An 18,449-nucleotide genomic window follows, 5' to 3' on the forward strand; every position below is an offset into this window, starting at 1 on the left:
TCAGATACCCCAAAGAATCTGCACACCCCAGACGAAGTACGCGAACATCGCGACGCCGCATACCGCCTGGAACAGGAAGCGTATAGCCGTGGCCGACTTGCCGAACGCCATTGGCGTGAGGTAGTCGGTGGCGATGGTCCACATGCCGACCCAGGCGTGGGCGCCTAGGGCGACCAGGGCCAGGAGGCTGAAGATGCGCATCCAGTTGCTGCTGAACAGCGAGTGCCATTGGGTGTACTCGATGCCTGGGTTGGCAACGATGTAACCGATCAGAAACAGAAAATAAGCCGCGAGAACGACCGCAGACACGCGCTGTGCCATCCAGTCATAGAGGCCCGAACGCGAAAGGTTCGTAACGTTGGTTACCATACCCAAACTCCTGCCAGAACGATCAGCACCACCGAAATGATGAGAACGATTTTGGAGCCCAGCTTACCGCCTTCCAGCGTCTCGCCGATGCCCATGTCCATGATCAGGTGGCGCACACCGGCCACCAGGTGATACAGCAAGGCGGACAGCAGGGCCCAGATCACAAGCTTGGCCAGCGGGCTGGTCAAATACGCCTTCACCTCGCCGAAGCCTTCCTCGGAGCCCAGGGATTTGCCCAATGCGTACAGCATGAGAGCGATGCCCAGGAACAGGATGACACCGGATATACGATGGAGAATGGACGTGTAAGCAGTGACAGGGAGTTTGATGGTCCTTAGGTCTAGGTTTACAGGTCGTTGGCTATTCACGGCTTTTTTCACACTGAAGAGCCCCTAGCAAGCAGGGCAAGTTGTAGGGAAGTGTACTGGTCAGGTACTCACCACCCAGGGAGTGACGACCCCGTCGAAATGGCTCGGAAAAGCCCCCGGCGGTCGGCTGCCGAGTATAGACAGTTAGGATACTAATGACAACGCACCCGCGGGCCCCGGACAGCGGATTGCGCAAGCATGGCAAAAGGTTTGAACAGGACGGAATTTCGCGAAAAAAGCCTGCTGGAAGCCCTCTGGGGCCCTACTTTAAGCAAATTGACATTCGAATTTATCTCACTATAGTGGTGCGGGCCCTGCGTGGGGGGTCTGTCTGATGATTCCAAGCATTAATAGGAGGCCACATGGCTGACAAAAAAGCGCAGTTGATCATCGAGGGCGCAGCCCCCGTCGAGCTGCCGATTTTAACCGGCACCGTTGGTCCCGATGTAATCGACGTCAGGAGCTTGACTGCCACGGGCCGCTTCACTTTCGACCCAGGCTTCATGTCGACCGCCTCGTGCGAGTCGAAGATCACCTACATCGACGGTGACGCCGGAATCCTGCTGCATCGCGGCTATCCGATCGAGCAACTCGCCGAACAATCCGACTATCTCGAAACCTGCTATCTGCTGCTCAATGGCGAATTGCCTACGGCCGAACAGAAGGCGAAGTTCGTCGGCAACATCAAGAACCACACCATGGTTCACGAGCAGTTGAAGACCTTCTTCAACGGCTTCCGCCGCGATGCCCACCCCATGGCCATCATGTGCGGCGTGGTCGGTGCGCTGTCCGCGTTCTACCACGACTCGCTCGACATCAATAATCCGCAGCACCGTGAGATCTCGGCAGTACGCCTGGTGGCGAAGATGCCGACCTTGGCCGCCATGGTTTACAAGTACTCCATGGGCCAGCCCATGATGTACCCGCGCAACGACCTCTCGTATGCGGAAAACTTCCTGCACATGATGTTCAACACCCCGTGCGAGATCAAACCGATCAGCCCGGTGCTGGCCAAGGCCATGGATCGTATCTTCATCCTGCACGCCGACCACGAGCAGAACGCGTCCACCTCGACCGTACGCCTGGCAGGCTCGTCGGGCGCCAACCCGTTCGCCTGTATCGCTGCCGGCATCGCCGCCCTCTGGGGCCCTGCCCACGGTGGTGCCAACGAAGCCGTGCTGACCATGCTCGATGAAATCGGCGATGTGTCCAACATCGACACCTTCATCGCCAAGGCCAAGGACAAGAACGATCCGTTCAAGCTGATGGGCTTCGGCCACCGTGTCTACAAGAACCGCGACCCACGGGCCACGGTCATGAAGCAGACGTGCGACGAAGTGTTGAAGGAACTGGGCATCAAGAACGATCCGCAGCTCGAACTGGCCATGCGCCTGGAAGAGATCGCCTTGACCGACCCGTACTTCATCGAGCGCTCGCTGTACCCGAACGTCGATTTCTATTCGGGCATCATCCTCAAGGCCATTGGCATTCCAACCAGCATGTTCACGGTGATCTTCGCCCTCGCGCGTACCGTTGGCTGGATTTCGCACTGGAAGGAAATGCTCTCGAGCCCCTACAAGATTGGCCGCCCACGCCAGCTGTACACCGGCGAGAAAAGCCGCGATGTAACCGCGCTGGACGATCGCACCTAAGCCTTCGTTCCGCAACGAAAGGCCGCCCTCGGGCGGCCTTTTGCATGTCTACTGTTCGGCTTTGCTGCGCAGCGCCTTCAATGTATTGAACGGGGCGTCCACGACGAACTTGTTGGCCAGCCAGGAAGGCACGCTACCACCGGGCTCGGTATGAACCTGGTAGATCACCTGGGTCTGATTGGGGCCCTGAGGCACCATCTTCCAGAACCCCTTGACCTGAGCCACGCGCACGAAGCCTTTCTCCTGCGGCACATAGTCAGGAGCTGCCGCGAGGTTGCGGGTAACGCTGCCGTCACTGCCATCCACCGTGGTGATGTGCAGCACCGAGTCCCTCGGGGTGACCGGCCAAGGCGTATTGAACTGGCTGTAGGTCCAGGTCTGGTCGCCTTGATGCTTGAGCAGCTTCTGCGACTTGCACTCGTGGATCCAGCTACAGGCGCCCGCAACGTCTTCCTGCATCGCCCGCAGCTTGGCCACGCTGGCCTTGATGGTGGTCTCGCCGCGATAGGCCTTGTACTTGGAGCCTGGAACCTCACTCAGGGAGACCTTGATCCCCTCCTCGTCCTTGGCCACGTCCCACTGCTCAGCATGGGCAGACACGTGGACACTGCCCAGCAGGGCTACCAGCGCTATACGATGCATCGCTCTCATTGTTGTTATTCCTTGTTGTCGAGGATCGAGCCCTTGTCTATGCGGTCATCTGTTCCCACCAACCCAGAATGCGCACGGCATCCTGATCGCTGTCACCGCACACCTCGGGATCGGCATTGAACGCTGCGCATACTGCCGGCCTTTCGGGAAGACCGAACAGGGCACACAGATTGTCCAGGGACAGCTGCACACAGCGCTGCCCAGCCGGCTTGCCAAAGGGCATACCAGGAATGGGCGAACTGATGGAGGGGGCAATACAGCAGGCGCCACAGCCTTCGCGGCATATCATGACGTCATGACCTCACAGGCACGGAGTGTTGAAGAGCCTCCATGGTAGTGACCCAACGAGCGTTTGAAAATGCCCATATCGATAATTCGGTCGGCCACTCTGTAACGGTCGACACAACTACCCGTCCCGCTCGTCAGTATTCATTGCTTGAAATTGAAGTCCAGCGCGGCGCCCTCGACTTCACGGCCGTCACTGCGCCGCTGCAACTGCATCTCGTTGTTCAGCAAACGGCCATTGAGTTGGAAATCCTCGCTGCCCTTGTCGCTGAAAAAAGCCGGAAGAATGGGTTTGGGCGCAGGTTCGGCAAGCGGCGTCGGTTGCACCGCAGCGTTGACCGGCTGTGTCGGCGGCTTGAGGTCCTTGACCATATCCTTGGGCAGGCTCAGGTCCAGGTTGGCCTTGGGCACGGGTGTGGCGATGACATCCGATTCCTTGCGCGAGCGGCTCTTGGCGGCTTTTTTACGCACGGCCGGTTTTTTCGCAGCAGGCTTTTTCGCCGCAGCGACGGCCTTGGTAGCGGGCTCTCCAGCACCCGCCGCGCGCGTGGCAGCAGACGCTAGAGAGTCCGACGTCTGCGCCTGAACGCCGGGCACTGCAAAGACGCCCAGATTCAAGCAGAAGACCAGCAATGCAAGACGACGCATGATGTTCATAGAGACACGCAGACAACCAGGAAAACCCTATGCTCTCCGCTCGGCGTCAAGCTGACAAGCCCTTTGAGCAGTTTCAATAGGAAACCCCAGACTCCTGGCACAATTGCCGGGCCAGGACACCAAGCGTCGCCAGCGCGCGTTCGGCCTCGCGGTTCCACGGCACACCGCAGTTGAGCCGAACGCAGTGGTTGAACTGCTCTGTATTGCTGAAGATCAGCCCAGGCGCAATGCTGATGCCCTGCTCCAACGCACGCACATGCAGCTCTTGGGTATTGACCCGTCCCGGCAGGCTGACCCACAGAATGAAACCGCCCGTAGGCCGCGTGATCTGCGTGCCCTCAGGAAAGTGCTGCTGCACGGCCAGCTGAAAGGCACTGAGATTCTTGCGGTATTCCTGCCGGATGTAACGCAGGTGCCGGTCGTAGCCACCGTTCTCGAGGTAGCTGGCAACGCCCATCTGCGTGACGCTGCAGGCCGAGTGCGTACTGAACGTCTGCAGCCGCTGGACCTCCGCCTGGTACTTGCCGGCGATCATCCAGCCGATCCGCACACCGGGCGACAATGTCTTGGAGAAGCTGGAGCAGTAGATGACGTGACCCAATCGATCGAACGCCTTCAGCGCCTTGCTCTTGCCCTGCTCGAACATCAATTCGCCATAGATATCGTCTTCGACGATCTGGATATCGAAATCCGAAGACAGCCGCAACAGCTGCTTCATACGCTCTTCAGGCATGGTCCCACCCAAGGGATTGCTCAACCGCGGCGTCAGTACCAGCGCCTTGATCGACCACTGGTTGGCAGCCAGCTGCAGCGCTTCCAGGCTGATGCCGGTGAACGGGTCGCTGGGGATCTCGATGACCTTGAGCCCGAGCAGGTCTGCCAGTTGCAACAAGCCATAGTAGGTGGGCGACTCGGCCGCGATGAGGTCGCCGGGCCGAGTGAGTACGCGCAGGCTCATCTGCAACGCATCCACGCAACCGTGGGTAATCACGATTTCCGAGGGGTCGACCACCACCCCTGCATCACGCATACGGATTGCCACTTGCCGGCGCAACGGTTCGAACCCTGGGCTGAACATGTAGCTGAAAGCCCGCGGGCTCTGGAAGCGGGTGACTTTGGCCAACTGCTGATGTAGCGCCCGCACCGGCAGGAATTCGACATGGGGCACCGCTGCCCCGAGCGGAAACACGCCCTCGCGACGGGACTCGTCCAATACCTGCTGGATGATGCTGCTGCGCGTGACCAACCCGGGCCGCTCCACCCTGGCAATGTCTGGCGTCGGTGCGGTCAGCGCAGGCGTTTGATGCACGTAGTAGCCAGACTGCGGCCGCGCCCTGATCAACCCCTGGTCCTCGAGGTTGGCGTAGGCCTGCAACACCGTGGCATGGCTGACATTGAGCTGGGCGCTCATCTTGCGTACCGAGGGCACGCGCTCACCTGGCTGATAGACGCCTCGACGGATGTCATCGGCCAATTGCTGGGCGATACGCTGGTAAAGCAAGAGGTTGGTCATGGCGGGACCTTCGGTGTGCCAGAAGACCCCTACAGATGCGAACTGTACGGGGACAGCTAGCAGGATAGCAGAGCTGATCGCGCAACTGCACTGGGCAGTTGCAACCCTATCCTCAACCCCGTGGCAGTGCCATTTCACCTTTGGCGTTGGAAAAGACGATCTCGACCCGTCGGTTCTGCGCCCTGCCGCGTTCCGAGGCATTCGCGTCCACCGGATAGGCGTCGCCATAACCCTGTACCTGGATACGCGACTCATCGATCCCAAGGTCGACCAGTGTGTCGGCCACCGACTGTGCTCGCTCGGTCGATAGCTGCAGGTTGAAGGCCTTCTCGCCGGTGTTATCGGTATAGCCTTCGATACGCACCACGCGCTTGGGATTGAGCTGCAGGAACTGCACGAGCTTGAGAATCGTGCGATTGGCCTGCGGCTTGAGCTGCGCTTCACCCGTATCGAACAACACATCGCGCAACGTCATCACCAGCCCGCGGTCGGACTCGACGTTGGCCAGCGCCAGAATCTGTTCTTCCAGCCATTTGCCCTGCTGCTGCACGCTTTCCAGTTTGGAGTCACGCAGTGCCAATTGCAGGCGCTGCAGGTCCATCTGCATTTTGGTCAGGCGTTGCTGGTTCAGCATCTGCTCACTGCGCTCGCGAGCGATCTCGCTGTAGCGCTCGCTCAGATAGGCATAATGCTGGGCGTCGCTGCCGGTACCCCAATAGCTGGACAGTCGCTCGGCGCGGGCCAGTGATTCGCCCGCACGAATGACGTCCTTGGGCGCGCTGCGCAGCACGCTGGAATCATCGCGCACCGCCTGGAAAGCGGTTTCGGCACGCTGCACTGCCTCGCTGTTGGCACGTTGAGTGGAGCAGCCCACCGTCATCAAGCCGGCGGCCAGTACCAACCCAATGCGCATTCCCGTCACCTGCTTCACTGCATGTCTCCCAATTGTTTGCGCAAGCGCTGGATGCGCGCATCCAGCGCCTTGATCTGTTCTTGCCCCTTGGCGGTCAATAATTGATCCTCGGCCAGGCGAGCATCCAGTTCGGCCTGTTCGGTGTTGAGCCGAGCGCCCTTGAAGTTTCCATTGGCCATTTGCGCACGGGCCTGGGCGAGTTTGTCGATCGCCAGTTTCATGGCCTGATTGTCATCTGTGGCACCGACGGCGCGTGCCTGCTCGACGGTCTGATCGGCCAGGCGCAATTGCTGCGTGGGCGCCGGGTCAGCGGCGCAACCGGCAAGCAGCAAGAGCAGCGAGCCTGCGGTCATAGCTTGAATGTTCACGAAAGATTCCTACTGTGTGGGTACTGCAGGCGCAGGCGGCTGCTGGGCTTTCCAACGCTCGACATTGCGCGAAAACACTTCGGCCGGAACACCTGAAGCGGTCAATTCTGTCATTTTTTTAGCCAGCTGTCCGCGCAGCCAGGGATCGTTGCAGGCGGAGTCGTGAGACAGCGCCAGGTACAAGCCGGGGCGGTCGACAGGCAGTTCGCTGCTCTGCAGTTGCTCGTCCAGACCTTGCGCCTGTGCCATTGCCGCACCGGAATAGCGTCCGGCAATCACGTATTCGACCTGGCGCCGCGCGAGCTTGCTGAAAGCCTGTTGCAAATTTTCGGTGTGGGTGAGCTTCAAGTGCTCGGCGGCCAACGTTGCGAACGCCTGGGTTGGTCGTGCCTTGGCCGAGATCGCCCCGGTGTGGCCGTGCAGGTCGGCCAGGCTGCGGTAGGTTAATGGCACCGAACGCAGGGTCCATATCAGGTAATCGTTCGGGACCAGTGCCGGATGCACATAGTCCAGAGATTCAAGTTCAGCCACGGCCAATGGCGCATCCACCAGCAGATCCATGCGCCCGCTACGCACTTCCTCCAGCGCCTGCGAACGCTTGCCCGCATAGAGAATGTCGACCTTGATGCCTATCTGGCCCGCTACCTGCTGCAGCAGGTCGGCGTTGACCCCGATCAAACGCTCGGGGTCCTGGGAGTCCCGCCACAGATAGGGTGGTGCGTCAGGGCTGCCACTGGCCACCAGTCGCTCGCACTTCCCGGCCCCCTGTGCCACCAGCGGCAGCAGCACCGCGACCATACACAGGCCCGCGCGGCGAAGTTTGCCTTGTCCGGTCATGCTCAACCCCTTCAGACCCTGTTACATGCAAAAAAGCCCGGTCGCGACCCGCTGCCCAATGGGCAACGGACCGCGACCGGGCCTGAATCAACCGCAGCGCGAAGCGCTGGGTCAGACCAGTTTTTCAAGCTCCGGAACGGCTTCGAACAAGTCCGCTACCAGGCCGTAATCGGCAACCTGGAAGATTGGCGCTTCCTCGTCCTTGTTGATCGCAACGATCACCTTGGAGTCCTTCATGCCTGCCAGATGCTGGATGGCCCCGGAAATACCCACGGCAATATACAGCTGCGGCGCGACGATCTTGCCCGTCTGCCCAACCTGCATGTCGTTGGGCACGAAGCCGGCATCTACCGCCGCACGCGACGCACCCACGGCAGCGCCCAGCTTGTCGGCCAGGGTGTAGAGGTGCTTGAAGTTGTCACCGTTCTGCATGCCACGACCACCGGACACGACGATCTTGGCAGCAGTCAGTTCGGGACGATCGGACTTGGCCAGCTCTTCGCCGACGAAGCTCGACTTGCCGGTATCGTGCGCCGCACCTACCGCTTCGACGGAGGCAGAACCCCCTTCGGCAGCCACGGCATCGAAGCCGGTGGCACGCACGGTGATGACCTTGATCGCAGCGCTCGACTGCACGGTGGCAATCGCGTTGCCTGCATAGATCGGACGCTTGAAGGTGTCCGGCGACTCGACCGAGATGATCTCGGAAATCTGGTCCACATCCAATGCAGCAGCCACGCGCGGGAGAATGTTCTTGCCATTGGCGGTCGCGGCGGACAGCACATGGGTGTAACCCGATGCCAGCTCGACGATCAGCGGCGCGACGTTCTCAGGCAACTGGTGCGCATAGGCCGCGTTGTCCGCCACCAGCACCTTGCTCACGCCCGCGATCTTGGCCGCGGCTTCGGCGACACTGGCGACCTGCACGCCGGCGACCAGCACATGGATGTCGCCGCCGATTTTCTGCGCAGCGGCCACGGTGTTCAGGGTCGAAGGCGCAACACCGGTGTTGACCTGACCTTCGGTTACATAATCAGCGATAACCAGGATAGTCATTAGATTACCTTCGCCTCGTTCTTCAGTTTTTCGACCAGTTCGGCTACCGACTTGACCTTGACGCCGGCACTGCGAGTCGCCGGAGCCTCGACCTTGAGGGTCGTGTTGGTGGAAGTCACGGATACACCGAGCGCCTCGGGCGTGAGCGACTCGAGCGGCTTCTTCTTGGCCTTCATGATGTTGGGCAAGGACGCGTAGCGCGGCTCGTTCAGGCGCAGGTCGGTGGTGACGATGGCCGGCAGGGTCAGGCCGACGGTTTGCAGCCCGTCGTCGACTTCACGGGTGACGTTGAGCTTGTCGCCCGCCACTTCGACCTTGGACGCGAAAGTGCCCTGTGCGTAGCCACTCAGCGCAGCCAGCATCTGGCCAGTCTGGTTGTTGTCGCTGTCGATCGCCTGCTTGCCCAGGATCACCAGTTGCGGCTGCTCCTTGTCGACGACCGCCTTGAGCAGCTTGGCCACTGCCAGCGCGTTCAGCTCCTCGGCATGCTCGACCAGAATGGCGCGGTCGGCGCCCAGGGCCAGCGCAGTGCGCAGTTGCTCCTGGGCCGTGGCCGGGCCGATGGTGACCACGACGATCTCGCTGGCGATGCCCTTCTCTTTCAGGCGAACGGCTTCTTCAACAGCGATTTCGCAGAACGGATTCATCGACATCTTGACGTTGGCAAGATCAACGCCGGAGTTGTCCGCCTTGACGCGAACCTTGACGTTATAGTCGACCACTCGTTTGACAGCTACAAGAACCTTCATGGATTCCTCGTTACTCTCCGGTGAAAAGAATGTCGCCCAGGCAGACCGGACGATGACGTGGGCGCAAGGGCACCATCGAAACGTTTGCAGCATTGCGCAGCGCTGGCAAAAACCTGATTTTTCAAGACCTTGACCAACACAACGGGGCAGCCTTCAACAAGTATGACGTGTAAACTCGACCCGGTGTTCGTCCGACATGCGCGAACGGCTCGGACCGGGTCGAGATCCGGTGCATCCGGTAATGCGCTGCAGATCTGCACCAGACATCAAGCTGGCCGTATCTTGACCGCTGAGCCTTGACCGGTCAATACGTGGAACTCACCGGTCACGCCCCCTGGCCACCTTGATTTTACTGGGCTGCAGCAGATTCAAACAAACGTTTGTATTGGACCTGGCAAGTGGTGTAGATATACTGCAACACATAACATGCTGTTGCCTGTAGCCATCGAGACGCAGCACTACACAGGCGGAACATGGATCGACACGTTTGATGTGCATACCAGCGCAACACACCGGATGACCGTTCCGGCAGCATTACCCAGATAGAGCAACCCAGTAGCGCAGCACCCATTAGAAAAGCCTGATGAGCCCTGAGTAGGAGAGAACCCGTGGAACGCGAATACATGGAATTCGACGTCGTCGTCGTCGGCGCAGGCCCAGCGGGCCTGTCCGCTGCATGCCGACTGAAGCAGAAAGCCGCCGACGCCGGACAGGAAATCAGCGTCTGCGTGGTTGAAAAAGGCTCCGAAGTCGGTGCTCACATCTTGTCCGGCGCTGTGTTCGAACCGCGAGCGCTCACCGAGCTGTTCCCGGACTGGAAAGCCTTGGGTGCACCCCTGAATACCCCTGTCACGCGCGACGATATCTTCGTACTGAAGAACGCCGACAGCGGCACCAAAATTCCCAATGCCCTCGTGCCCCAGACCATGCACAACGAAGGCAACTACATCATCTCCCTGGGCAACCTGTGCCGCTGGCTCGCCCAGCAGGCCGAAAACCTGGGTGTCGAGATCTATCCGGGGTTTGCCGCCCAAGAGGCGCTCATCGACGAAACAGGCGTCGTACGCGGCATCATCACCGGCGACCTGGGTGTCGATCGCGAAGGCAAGCCCAAGGACGGCCTGTATACCCCGGGCATGGAATTGCGCGCCAAATACACCTTGTTCGCCGAAGGCTGCCGTGGGCACATCGGCAAGCAACTGATCGAGCGTTTCAAACTCGACCGCGATGCCGACGCGCAGCATTACGGGATCGGGTTGAAAGAGATCTGGGAGATCGATCCCGCCAAACATCAGCCTGGTCTGGTCGTACACACCGCCGGCTGGCCATTGGACGTCATGGGCACCGAGAACACCGGCGGCTCGTTCCTCTATCACGTGGAGAACAATCAGGTGGTGGTTGGCCTGATCGTCGATCTGTCCTACGCCAACCCGTTCCTGTCTCCGTTCGACGAGTTCCAGCGCCTCAAGCATCACCCGGTCCTCAAGCAATACCTGGAAGGCGGCAAGCGCGTCAGCTACGGCGCCCGCGCTATCTGCAAGGGCGGCTTCAACTCGCTGCCCAAGATGGTCTTCGCCGGCGGCGCCCTGATCGGCTGCGACCTGGGCACCATGAACTTCTCCAAGATCAAGGGCAGCCACACCGCCATGAAGTCCGGCATGCTCGCCGCCGAAGCGGTGGCCGACGCGCTGTTCAAGGGCTCGGAGGGCGGAGACGTGCTCGACGGCTACGTGTCCGGCTTCAAGGCCAGCTGGCTCTACGAAGAGCTGTTCGCCAGCCGCAACTTCGGCGCGGCCATTCATAAATGGGGCGCCATCGTTGGCGGCGCGTTCAACTTCGTCGACCAGAACCTGTTCAAGGGCAAGATGCCCTTCACCCTGCACGACAACAAGCCTGACTACGCCTGCATGAAGCTGGCAGCGGACAGCAAGCGCATCGACTACCCCAAGCCTGATGGCAAGTTGAGCTTCGACAAACTCAGTTCGGTGTTCATCTCAGGCACCAACCATGAAGAAGAGCAGCCGTGCCACCTCAAGCTCAAGGATCCGAGCATTCCCATCGGCAAGAACCTGCCGCTGTACGACGAGCCCGCTCAGCGCTACTGTCCCGCCGGTGTCTATGAAGTGGTCACCCAGGAAGACGGTGCCAAGCGCTTCCAGATCAACGCGCAGAACTGCGTGCACTGCAAGACGTGCGACATCAAGGATCCTTCGCAGAACATCGTTTGGGTAGCACCCGAAGGCTCGGGCGGACCGACCTACCCGAACATGTAACTTCTCACCTACGGCAGGAGCACCTATGCCCAAGACCACGATGTTCGACCTCGACGGCAGAATAGCGCTGGTCTCCGGCGCCAGCCGCGGGATCGGCGAGTCCATCGCTCGGCTGCTGGCGCAGCAGGGCGCGCATGTCATCGTCGTCAGTCGCAAGCTGGAAGGCTGCCAGCGCGTCGCCGACAGCATCAATGCAAGCGGCGACCAGGCTACCGCGATAGCCTGCCACATTGGCGAAACCGAGCAGATTCAGGACTTGTTCGCGCGCATCCGCACACTGTTTGGTCGGCTGGACATTCTGGTCAACAACGCCGCCACCAATCCCCAATTCGGCAGCGTCCTGGACGTCGACCTGGGCGCCTTTCAGAAGACCGTGGACGTCAACGTCCGCGGTTATTTCTTCATGTCGGTCGAAGCCGGCAAGTTGATGCGCGAACACGGTGGTGGCAGCATCATCAACGTGGCATCTATCAACGGCGTGTCACCTGGGGTGTTCCAGGGCGTCTACTCCATGACCAAGGCCGCGGTGATCAACATGACCAAGGCGTTCGCCAAGGAATGCGCCGGCTTCAACATCCGCTGCAACGCCTTGCTGCCAGGCCTGACCGATACCCGCTTCGCTTCTGCCCTGGTCGGGAACCAGGCCATCCTCAAGACCGCCCTCGCGCAGATTCCGCTCAATCGTGTTGCCCAACCGGACGAAATGGCCGGAGCGGTGCTGTACCTGGCCAGCTCGGCGTCCAGCTACACCACAGGTACGGTACTGAACGTGGACGGTGGCTTTCTCTGCTGAAACACTCAGACCTTGGGGTCCGCAGGCGCTTTGGTAGGCGCTGCGTATTTGGGCTTCAGATGCCCTTCGCCATCCAATAGCCAGGCATCCATGATCTCCCGTACCACGGGGCCTGCCACACGCCCGCCGGCCTCGCCGTTCTCGATCATCACCGCCACCACGATCTTCGGCCGATCGGCCGGCGCAAAGCCCACGAACAAGGCATTGTCGCGGTTGCGCTCCAGGGTCTTGAGGCGGTTGTAACGTTCGCCCTGCTTGATCGCCACCACTTGCGCCGTACCCGACTTGCCAGCAATGCGATATTGCGCACCGGCTGCCGCCTGACGGGCGATGCCGCGCGGATCGTGCATGACCAATTGCATGCCGTGGTTGACCTGATCCCATTCGCGGTTGTCACGCAGCACGATATTGGGGATCGGGTTGTCGTCCACCGGCGCCAGCCCGCCTACGGTTTCAGCCAGGTGCGGCCGACGCCACACGCCCTTGCTGGCGATCAGCGTGGTGGCCTGGGCCAGTTGCAACGGTGTGACCTGCATGTAGCCCTGGCCAATACCAAGGATCAGCGTCTCGCCGGGGAACCACGCCTGACGTCGGGTCGCGCGCTTCCACTGCTGTGACGGCATCAAGCCAGGCGCTTCCTCGAACATGTCCAGCGACACCTTCTGGCCCAGGCCGAAGCGCGTCATGTAATCGTGCATGCGGTCCACACCGAGCTTGTGCGCCAGGTCATAGAAATAGGTGTCGTTGGAACGCATGATGGCAGCATCCATGTCCACCCATCCATCGCCGCTGCGGTTCCAGTTGCGGTATTTGTGCTCGTAGTTGGGCAGTTCGTAGTAGCCAGGGTCGAACACTCGCGATTGGGGCGTGACCGCACCGGTGTCCAAGCCGGCGATCGCCACTTCCGGCTTGATGGTCGAGCCGGGTGCGTAAAGGCCCCGCAGCACGCGGTTGAACAGTGGGCGGTCGATGGAATCGCGCAGTGCTGCGTATTCCTTGAAGCTGATACCCGTCACGAACAGGTTGGGGTCGAAGCTCGGCTTGCTGACCATGGCCAGTACGTCGCCGGTTTCCGGATCGATGCACACCACCGCCCCGCGCCGGTCACCCAGCGCCTTCTCGGCAGCCTCCTGCAAATGCACATCGAGGCTGAGCACGATGTTCTTGCCCGGCACCGGATCATGGTGGTTGAGCACCCGCATGACCCGGCCTTGAGCATTGGTCTCGACCTCTTCATAGCCTACCTGGCCATGCAACTGGCTTTCGTAGAACTTCTCGACACCGGTCTTGCCCACCGACTGCGTGCCACGGTATTGCGTCTGGTCGAGGGTCTTGGATTCCCTTTCGTTGATCCGCCCCACGTAGCCCACCGAATGGGCGAAGTGTTCCTTGCGCGGATACTCACGCACGAACTGAGGTTCGACATCGATGCCCGGCAGCAGGAATTGATTCACCGCGATCCGTGCAATCTGGTTCTCGTTCAATTCATACATCAAGGTGACGGGTTCGAACGGATGGCGCGCTCGCTTGAGATCCTTGTCGAACTGCTTGCGTGTCTCATCGCTCAGCTCCAGCACCTTCACCACCTCATCGAGCACTTCAGGCGTGTTGCCAGCGCGCTCGCGCGTCAGGGTCAGGTTGAAACTGGGCCTGTTATCGGCCAATACCACGCCATTGCGATCGTAGATCACACCGCGTTCGGGAGGGATGGGCAGCACATGCACCCGGTTGTTTTCGGACACCGTGGAGTTGTAGGCGAACTCGATGACCTGCAGGAAATACAGACGCCCAACCAGAGCAAGGCTCAATGCCAATACCAGCAATGCGCAGGCAAGCAGCCGACGATTGACCAGGCCTTGTTCCTTGCCATGGTCTTTGAGAGGAATGGGTTGGGGCATGCGGACCGCTCTGAAAAAGCGCCGATGGTAACCAAGCAGGCCCCTGCCCTCAAGCGCCAACGTCCCTGGGCTGACCAAGGGAGTCGGCCGACGCTACGTCAGGTGCGGTCCTGAGGCAGACGCACCTGGCGCTTGGTGCTGACGAAGATGCCCCAGCTGGACATGAACAATGCCGCGATCAATGGGCCGATCACGAAACCATTGAGTCCGAAGACTGCCAGGCCACCCAAGGTCGATACCAGAATCAGGTAATCCGGCATCTTCGTGTCCTTGCCCACCAGCAGCGGACGCAACACGTTGTCGACCATGCCGATGACCAGGATACCGAACAGTGTCAGCGTTACCCCCTGCCAGATGTAACCGCTCAACAGGAAGTAGGCCGCCACTGGCGCCCAGACAATACCGGCCCCGACCGCTGGCAGCAGCGACAGGAATGCCATGAGTACGGCCCACAGCAACGCACTGGGGATATCCAGAAACCAGAAAATCACGCCGCCCAAGGCACCTTGCGTGACCGCAACCAGCAGATTGCCCTTCACCGTGGCGCGCACCACGCGATTGAACTTCAATTGCAAACGACGCTTCTGTTGCTCGGCCAGTGGGATCGCCGTGCGGATCTTGCGCGACAGTTCAGGGCCATCACGCAGGAAGAAGAACAGCAGGTACAGCATGATGCCGAAGCTGACCACGAAATCCAGCGTACCCTGGCCAAAGCTGAAAGCCTGTGTCGCGAAGTACTGGCTACCCTGCATGGCACCCTTGGCAACTTTGTCGCGCACCCCTTCCAGATCACCCATGCCCATGCGATCGAGCAGTTGTTGTCCGGATGCCGGAAGCAACTGCTTGAACTGGTCGATATAGCCAGCCACGTCCAGCTGTCCGCTTTCGATATTCTTGTAGAGTATCGCGCCTTCTTGTACCAGCAATGCGCTGATGATGATCACCGGCAAGATCGCGATCAGCAAAGCCGTTGTCAACGTAACCAGCGAGCTGATGTTCCGACGTCGGTTGAACTTCATCATGACCAGCCGCTGCAATGGCGCAAATACGATACCCAGAATCACCGCCCAGAAGACCGCGCCGTAATAAGGCAAAAGAATCCAGATGAAAGCGATAGTGACGAGGATCAACAGTAACAACAGCGTTTTGTTTTGCAGGTTGGTTTCGTTCATGTTCAATCCATGTCGATAAGCTACAGAACCGTCATTCGGTCCTGTGGGTTAGTCCTCCCAGTCGCGTGCGAGTTTAGTCACCAGCAAGATAAATCCGCGTCAGACGCGTTTATCCAGTTCGATGGCAACGCGCAGCCCGCCCAGAGGGCTTTCCGACAGCTGCAAGCGGGCGGACCAGCTTTCGACGATGTCACGAACGATGCCCAGGCCCAGGCCGTGGCCGTCGACCTGTTCGTCCAGCCGGGAACCGCGATCCAGCACCGCCTGACGCGCGGCCTCGGGAATCCCCGGGCCGTCGTCGTCGACCCAGATACTGTACCCCTGCTCGTGCTCGACAATGGTCAGGCAGACCTGCGCATCCGCCCACTTGCAGGCGTTGTCGAGCAGATTGCCCAGTAGCTCCAGCACGTCCTCACGGTCCCAGGGCAGGCGTACGTCCGTCGCCACCTCGTAGCTCAGGTTCAGGTGACCGCCATGGATCATCTCCAGGGTCGCGAACAAACCTGGAATCTCCCCTGCACAGTCGAACTGAACACCCGGCAGCGCATCGCCTGCCAGACGTGCGCGGTTGAGCTCACGGCTCAGACGAAGCTGGATGTGTTCAAGCTGCTCACGCAACAGGCGACTGACCTCCGGTTGGTCACGTAGCCGCTCGCTGCCTGCCAGACTCAATAGCACCGCCATAGGTGTTTTCAGTGCATGCCCCAGATTGCCCAGTGCATTGCGCGAACGCTTGAGGCTGTCTTCGGTGTGCAACAACAGGTGATTGATCTGAGCTACCAACGGTTCAAGCTCTGCTGGCACTTCGCTGTCCAGTTGCGACCGCTGACCCAACTGCAGTTGTGCGATTTGCTCGCGAGTACGCTCCAGCGGTTTGAGCGAACGCTTGACCGTGATGCGTTGCAGCACCAGGACCGCAATCAAAGCGGCCAGGCCCATGCCCAGGCCAATCTGGCGTACCCGCTGGAAACTGGCACGCACCGGCGTGTAGTCCTGGGCCACGATGATCGACAAAGGCTGGCCCAATCGGCGGTAATCGGCACGCAGGACCAGCAGCAGCTGGCCCTCGGGCCCCAGCTTCAACCCCGAATACAATCCCGACTGCTCGGGCACCGGTAGCTCGAGATCCCACAACGAGCGCGAGCGCCAGTGACCATCGGGAAAGTCTATGCGGAAGTAATGCCCTGAGAACGGGCGCTCGTAGGCAGGGGAAATGCGGTGTTGATCCAACTGCAAACCCTGAGGTCCCCGTTGCATAGCAACCAGAAGGTTTTCGCTTTCATTACGCAGGCCGGCTTCCAAGTAGCGCTGCAGGCCCATTTCGAACAACCACAGGCTCAACTGCGCGAGCACCAGACCCACGACCACCAGCACACTGATCAGCCCGACGCTCAATCGCGCCTGGATGGATCTCACTGCACGACTCCAGCAAACCGGTAGCCCTGCCCTCGCCGCGTCTCGATCACGCTACGACCCAACTTGCGGCGCAAGTGGTTGACGTGAACTTCCAGCACGTTCGAATCCCGCTCGGTTTCGCCGTCGTACAAATGATCGGCCAAGTGGCCTTTGGAAAGAATCTGGTCCGGGTGCAGCATGAAATAACGCAGCAGGCGAAACTCAGCGGCTGTCAGCTGAATATCGACCCCAGCCTGCAACACGCATTGACGGCCTTCGTCCAGATGCAAACCTGCAGCTTCCAGACGCGGCATGTTCGACAAGCCACGGGCCCGCCGCACCAATGCCTGTGCACGCAACTGAAGCTCTTCAGGATGGAAAGGCTTGGTCAGATAGTCATCGGCCCCTGCTTTCAAACCCTCAATGCGCTCCGCCCAGGAACCGCGCGCAGTCAGAATGAGTACAGGAGTGGAAAGATTTGCAGCCCGCCACTGAGCCAGTACATCGAGCCCTGGCAGACCAGGCAATCCCAGGTCTAGGATGATTAGATCGTAAGGTTCGGACTGCCCCTGATACACCGCATCTCGCCCATCCGCCAACCAGTCCACGGCATACCCCTGGCGACTGAGGCTGGCACTCAGCTCATCGGCCAGGGGCACGTTGTCTTCCACCAACAACAAGCGCATCAGTCATCTTCCTCGTCTTTGAGCAAATCGCCTGTGGCCGCATCCAGCTTTATCTCGCGAACTACACCTGCCGTGGTCAGCAACTCGACTTCATACACCAGCTTCTGTTGTTTTTCCTCAAGCTCCGCCTCTAGCAGACGTGCACCCGGGTATCGGGCCATGGCCTGACCGAGCAGCTGTTCAAGGGGCAGGATCACGCCTTCCTGCCTGAGTCGCAGGGCTTCATCCTGGTCAAGATCCCGAGCCACTGCCAGGGAACAGAATGCCAGCAACCCGACCACTATTGCGCGACCTGCTGGCAATATGTTCATTAGGTATCCTGATGGTCTTTAAGCACTTGGCCAGTGGTCGCATCGAGCTCGACGTCCCACTCGACGCCCTTGCTGTCGCGCAGTTCGACCTGATAGATGTATTTGCCGTATTCCTCTTCCAGCTCGGTCTCGTGGATCGTACCGCCTGGATGTTTGGCCAAAGCTGCAGCATTGAGTTTCTCGAAGGACTGGATGGTACCAGCATCGCGCAAGCGAAGCGCTTCGTCCGGCCCAAGATCTTTGGCCTGGGCACTGATGGCAACGAAACTCATGGATGAAGCCAACAGCAGAGCAGTCAGGGTTTTCATTCGGTTCACCTTAGGTATGTGTGAAATATGTCTGGGGTATGTAGGGTCTACGGAAGACACAATACCGAAGATGACTTAATTCAAACTTAATGGCACAACGCTAGCTTGCATCCATCACAGCGTGTAACGCCTTTTCGGCCTACCGTGCGCAAGCTTGCTGGCCAGATCCCGCCACACCCGCCCAAGCGCACTTAC

Annotated in this window: 20 protein-coding genes; 3 read left to right on the plus strand and 17 right to left on the minus strand. The window is 59.9% G+C overall.

The genetic code is table 11. The annotated features are described in order from the left end of the window. Together sdhD and sdhC are read right to left on the minus strand one after the other, a co-directional pair. Complete coding sequence (sdhD, locus tag LT40_RS12595) at positions 1 to 369, minus strand: succinate dehydrogenase, hydrophobic membrane anchor protein (RefSeq protein ID WP_043190640.1); 369 nt, start codon at positions 367 to 369, stop codon at positions 1 to 3. Continuing rightward, positions 363 to 749: a succinate dehydrogenase, cytochrome b556 subunit gene (gene sdhC / locus LT40_RS12600; RefSeq protein WP_192091002.1), complete on the minus strand. Its 387-nt coding sequence runs from the start codon at positions 747 to 749 to the stop codon at positions 363 to 365. Before sdhC ends, sdhD begins: the two co-directional genes overlap by 7 nt. Before the next feature lie 350 nt (positions 750 to 1,099). On the opposite strand from sdhC, the gene gltA reads away from it, so the two are divergent. Beyond that, positions 1,100 to 2,389: a citrate synthase gene (gene gltA / locus LT40_RS12605; RefSeq protein WP_043190646.1), complete on the plus strand. Its 1,290-nt coding sequence runs from the start codon at positions 1,100 to 1,102 to the stop codon at positions 2,387 to 2,389. 48 nt (positions 2,390 to 2,437) lie between these two features. Here gltA and LT40_RS12610 read toward each other — a convergent pair whose 3' ends face one another. The 9 genes from LT40_RS12610 to LT40_RS12650 all read right to left on the minus strand — a co-directional run bounded on the left by LT40_RS12610 (position 2,438) and on the right by LT40_RS12650 (position 9,418). Then, on the minus strand, positions 2,438 to 3,040 hold the full coding sequence (locus tag LT40_RS12610; protein WP_043190649.1) for an START domain-containing protein: 603 nt from the start codon (positions 3,038 to 3,040) through the stop codon (positions 2,438 to 2,440). Between the two features lie 37 nt (positions 3,041 to 3,077). Next, positions 3,078 to 3,329: a YkgJ family cysteine cluster protein gene (locus tag LT40_RS12615; protein ID WP_043190651.1), complete on the minus strand. Its 252-nt coding sequence runs from the start codon at positions 3,327 to 3,329 to the stop codon at positions 3,078 to 3,080. 140 nt (positions 3,330 to 3,469) lie between these two features. Then, positions 3,470 to 3,973 (minus strand): translation initiation factor 2, encoded by a 504-nt coding sequence (locus LT40_RS12620; protein ID WP_237749261.1) that lies wholly within the window; start codon positions 3,971 to 3,973, stop codon positions 3,470 to 3,472. Positions 3,974 to 4,055: 82 nt separating this feature from the next. Next, a complete protein-coding gene (locus LT40_RS12625) occupies positions 4,056 to 5,495 on the minus strand; it encodes an aminotransferase-like domain-containing protein (RefSeq protein ID WP_043190654.1) in 1,440 nt (479 codons plus the stop codon). Between the two features lie 112 nt (positions 5,496 to 5,607). Then, positions 5,608 to 6,408, minus strand: coding sequence for an OmpA family protein (locus LT40_RS12630; protein WP_043190656.1), 801 nt, complete (start codon positions 6,406 to 6,408; stop codon positions 5,608 to 5,610). 14 nt (positions 6,409 to 6,422) lie between these two features. Next, positions 6,423 to 6,776 (minus strand): DUF4398 domain-containing protein, encoded by a 354-nt coding sequence (locus LT40_RS12635; RefSeq protein WP_043190658.1) that lies wholly within the window; start codon positions 6,774 to 6,776, stop codon positions 6,423 to 6,425. A 9-nt stretch (positions 6,777 to 6,785) separates the two neighbouring features. Next, on the minus strand, positions 6,786 to 7,613 hold the full coding sequence (locus tag LT40_RS12640) for a substrate-binding periplasmic protein (RefSeq protein ID WP_052393424.1): 828 nt from the start codon (positions 7,611 to 7,613) through the stop codon (positions 6,786 to 6,788). Positions 7,614 to 7,724: 111 nt separating this feature from the next. After that, the gene (locus tag LT40_RS12645) at positions 7,725 to 8,669 is read right to left on the minus strand and encodes an electron transfer flavoprotein subunit alpha/FixB family protein (protein ID WP_043190662.1); all 945 of its coding nucleotides are present in this window, start codon (positions 8,667 to 8,669) and stop codon (positions 7,725 to 7,727) included. Next, the gene (locus tag LT40_RS12650) at positions 8,669 to 9,418 is read right to left on the minus strand and encodes an electron transfer flavoprotein subunit beta/FixA family protein (RefSeq protein WP_043190663.1); all 750 of its coding nucleotides are present in this window, start codon (positions 9,416 to 9,418) and stop codon (positions 8,669 to 8,671) included. The genes LT40_RS12645 and LT40_RS12650 overlap by 1 nt, the downstream gene beginning before the upstream one ends. Positions 9,419 to 10,026: 608 nt before the next feature. Between LT40_RS12650 and LT40_RS12655 the strand changes: the two genes are divergently transcribed. Both LT40_RS12655 and LT40_RS12660 read left to right on the plus strand, forming a co-directional pair. Then, positions 10,027 to 11,691 (plus strand): electron transfer flavoprotein-ubiquinone oxidoreductase, encoded by a 1,665-nt coding sequence (locus LT40_RS12655; RefSeq protein ID WP_043190665.1) that lies wholly within the window; start codon positions 10,027 to 10,029, stop codon positions 11,689 to 11,691. Positions 11,692 to 11,716: 25 nt separating this feature from the next. Then, positions 11,717 to 12,484: an SDR family oxidoreductase gene (locus LT40_RS12660; RefSeq protein WP_043190668.1), complete on the plus strand. Its 768-nt coding sequence runs from the start codon at positions 11,717 to 11,719 to the stop codon at positions 12,482 to 12,484. Between the two features lie 5 nt (positions 12,485 to 12,489). On the opposite strand, the gene mrdA is transcribed toward LT40_RS12660, so the two are convergent. From mrdA to LT40_RS12690, 6 genes are all read right to left on the minus strand, one after another. Next, the gene (gene mrdA / locus LT40_RS12665; RefSeq protein ID WP_043190670.1) at positions 12,490 to 14,382 is read right to left on the minus strand and encodes a penicillin-binding protein 2; all 1,893 of its coding nucleotides are present in this window, start codon (positions 14,380 to 14,382) and stop codon (positions 12,490 to 12,492) included. A 98-nt stretch (positions 14,383 to 14,480) separates the two neighbouring features. Further along, entirely contained in the window at positions 14,481 to 15,554 is a 1,074-nt protein-coding gene (locus tag LT40_RS12670) for an AI-2E family transporter (protein WP_043190673.1), read from the minus strand. A gap of 99 nt (positions 15,555 to 15,653) precedes the next feature. Beyond that, on the minus strand, positions 15,654 to 16,970 hold the full coding sequence (locus LT40_RS12675) for an ATP-binding protein (RefSeq protein WP_043190675.1): 1,317 nt from the start codon (positions 16,968 to 16,970) through the stop codon (positions 15,654 to 15,656). Continuing rightward, positions 16,967 to 17,635 (minus strand): response regulator transcription factor, encoded by a 669-nt coding sequence (locus LT40_RS12680; protein ID WP_043190679.1) that lies wholly within the window; start codon positions 17,633 to 17,635, stop codon positions 16,967 to 16,969. The genes LT40_RS12675 and LT40_RS12680 overlap by 4 nt, the downstream gene beginning before the upstream one ends. Then, positions 17,635 to 17,946 (minus strand): PepSY domain-containing protein, encoded by a 312-nt coding sequence (locus tag LT40_RS12685; RefSeq protein ID WP_043190681.1) that lies wholly within the window; start codon positions 17,944 to 17,946, stop codon positions 17,635 to 17,637. The genes LT40_RS12680 and LT40_RS12685 overlap by 1 nt, the downstream gene beginning before the upstream one ends. Then, positions 17,946 to 18,254, minus strand: coding sequence for a PepSY domain-containing protein (locus LT40_RS12690; RefSeq protein WP_043190683.1), 309 nt, complete (start codon positions 18,252 to 18,254; stop codon positions 17,946 to 17,948). Before LT40_RS12690 ends, LT40_RS12685 begins: the two co-directional genes overlap by 1 nt. Positions 18,255 to 18,449 lie beyond the last annotated feature (195 nt).

Source organism: Pseudomonas rhizosphaerae, from assembly GCF_000761155.1.
Taxonomy (GTDB): domain Bacteria; phylum Pseudomonadota; class Gammaproteobacteria; order Pseudomonadales; family Pseudomonadaceae; genus Aquipseudomonas; species Aquipseudomonas rhizosphaerae.

Coding starts and splice junctions, on each gene's coding strand:
- sdhD (WP_043190640.1), bottom strand. CDS start 369: ATGGTAACCAACGTTACGAACCTTTCGCGTTCGGGCCTCTATGACTGG.
- gltA (WP_043190646.1), top strand. CDS start 1,100: ATGGCTGACAAAAAAGCGCAGTTGATCATCGAGGGCGCAGCCCCCGTC.
- LT40_RS12610 (WP_043190649.1), bottom strand. CDS start 3,040: ATGAGAGCGATGCATCGTATAGCGCTGGTAGCCCTGCTGGGCAGTGTC.
- LT40_RS12615 (WP_043190651.1), bottom strand. CDS start 3,329: ATGATATGCCGCGAAGGCTGTGGCGCCTGCTGTATTGCCCCCTCCATC.
- LT40_RS12620 (WP_237749261.1), bottom strand. CDS start 3,973: ATGCGTCGTCTTGCATTGCTGGTCTTCTGCTTGAATCTGGGCGTCTTT.
- LT40_RS12625 (WP_043190654.1), bottom strand. CDS start 5,495: ATGACCAACCTCTTGCTTTACCAGCGTATCGCCCAGCAATTGGCCGAT.
- LT40_RS12630 (WP_043190656.1), bottom strand. CDS start 6,408: ATGCGCATTGGGTTGGTACTGGCCGCCGGCTTGATGACGGTGGGCTGC.
- LT40_RS12640 (WP_052393424.1), bottom strand. CDS start 7,613: ATGACCGGACAAGGCAAACTTCGCCGCGCGGGCCTGTGTATGGTCGCG.
- LT40_RS12645 (WP_043190662.1), bottom strand. CDS start 8,669: ATGACTATCCTGGTTATCGCTGATTATGTAACCGAAGGTCAGGTCAAC.
- LT40_RS12650 (WP_043190663.1), bottom strand. CDS start 9,418: ATGAAGGTTCTTGTAGCTGTCAAACGAGTGGTCGACTATAACGTCAAG.
- LT40_RS12660 (WP_043190668.1), top strand. CDS start 11,717: ATGCCCAAGACCACGATGTTCGACCTCGACGGCAGAATAGCGCTGGTC.
- mrdA (WP_043190670.1), bottom strand. CDS start 14,382: ATGCCCCAACCCATTCCTCTCAAAGACCATGGCAAGGAACAAGGCCTG.
- LT40_RS12670 (WP_043190673.1), bottom strand. CDS start 15,554: ATGAACGAAACCAACCTGCAAAACAAAACGCTGTTGTTACTGTTGATC.
- LT40_RS12680 (WP_043190679.1), bottom strand. CDS start 17,635: ATGCGCTTGTTGTTGGTGGAAGACAACGTGCCCCTGGCCGATGAGCTG.
- LT40_RS12685 (WP_043190681.1), bottom strand. CDS start 17,946: ATGAACATATTGCCAGCAGGTCGCGCAATAGTGGTCGGGTTGCTGGCA.
- LT40_RS12690 (WP_043190683.1), bottom strand. CDS start 18,254: ATGAAAACCCTGACTGCTCTGCTGTTGGCTTCATCCATGAGTTTCGTT.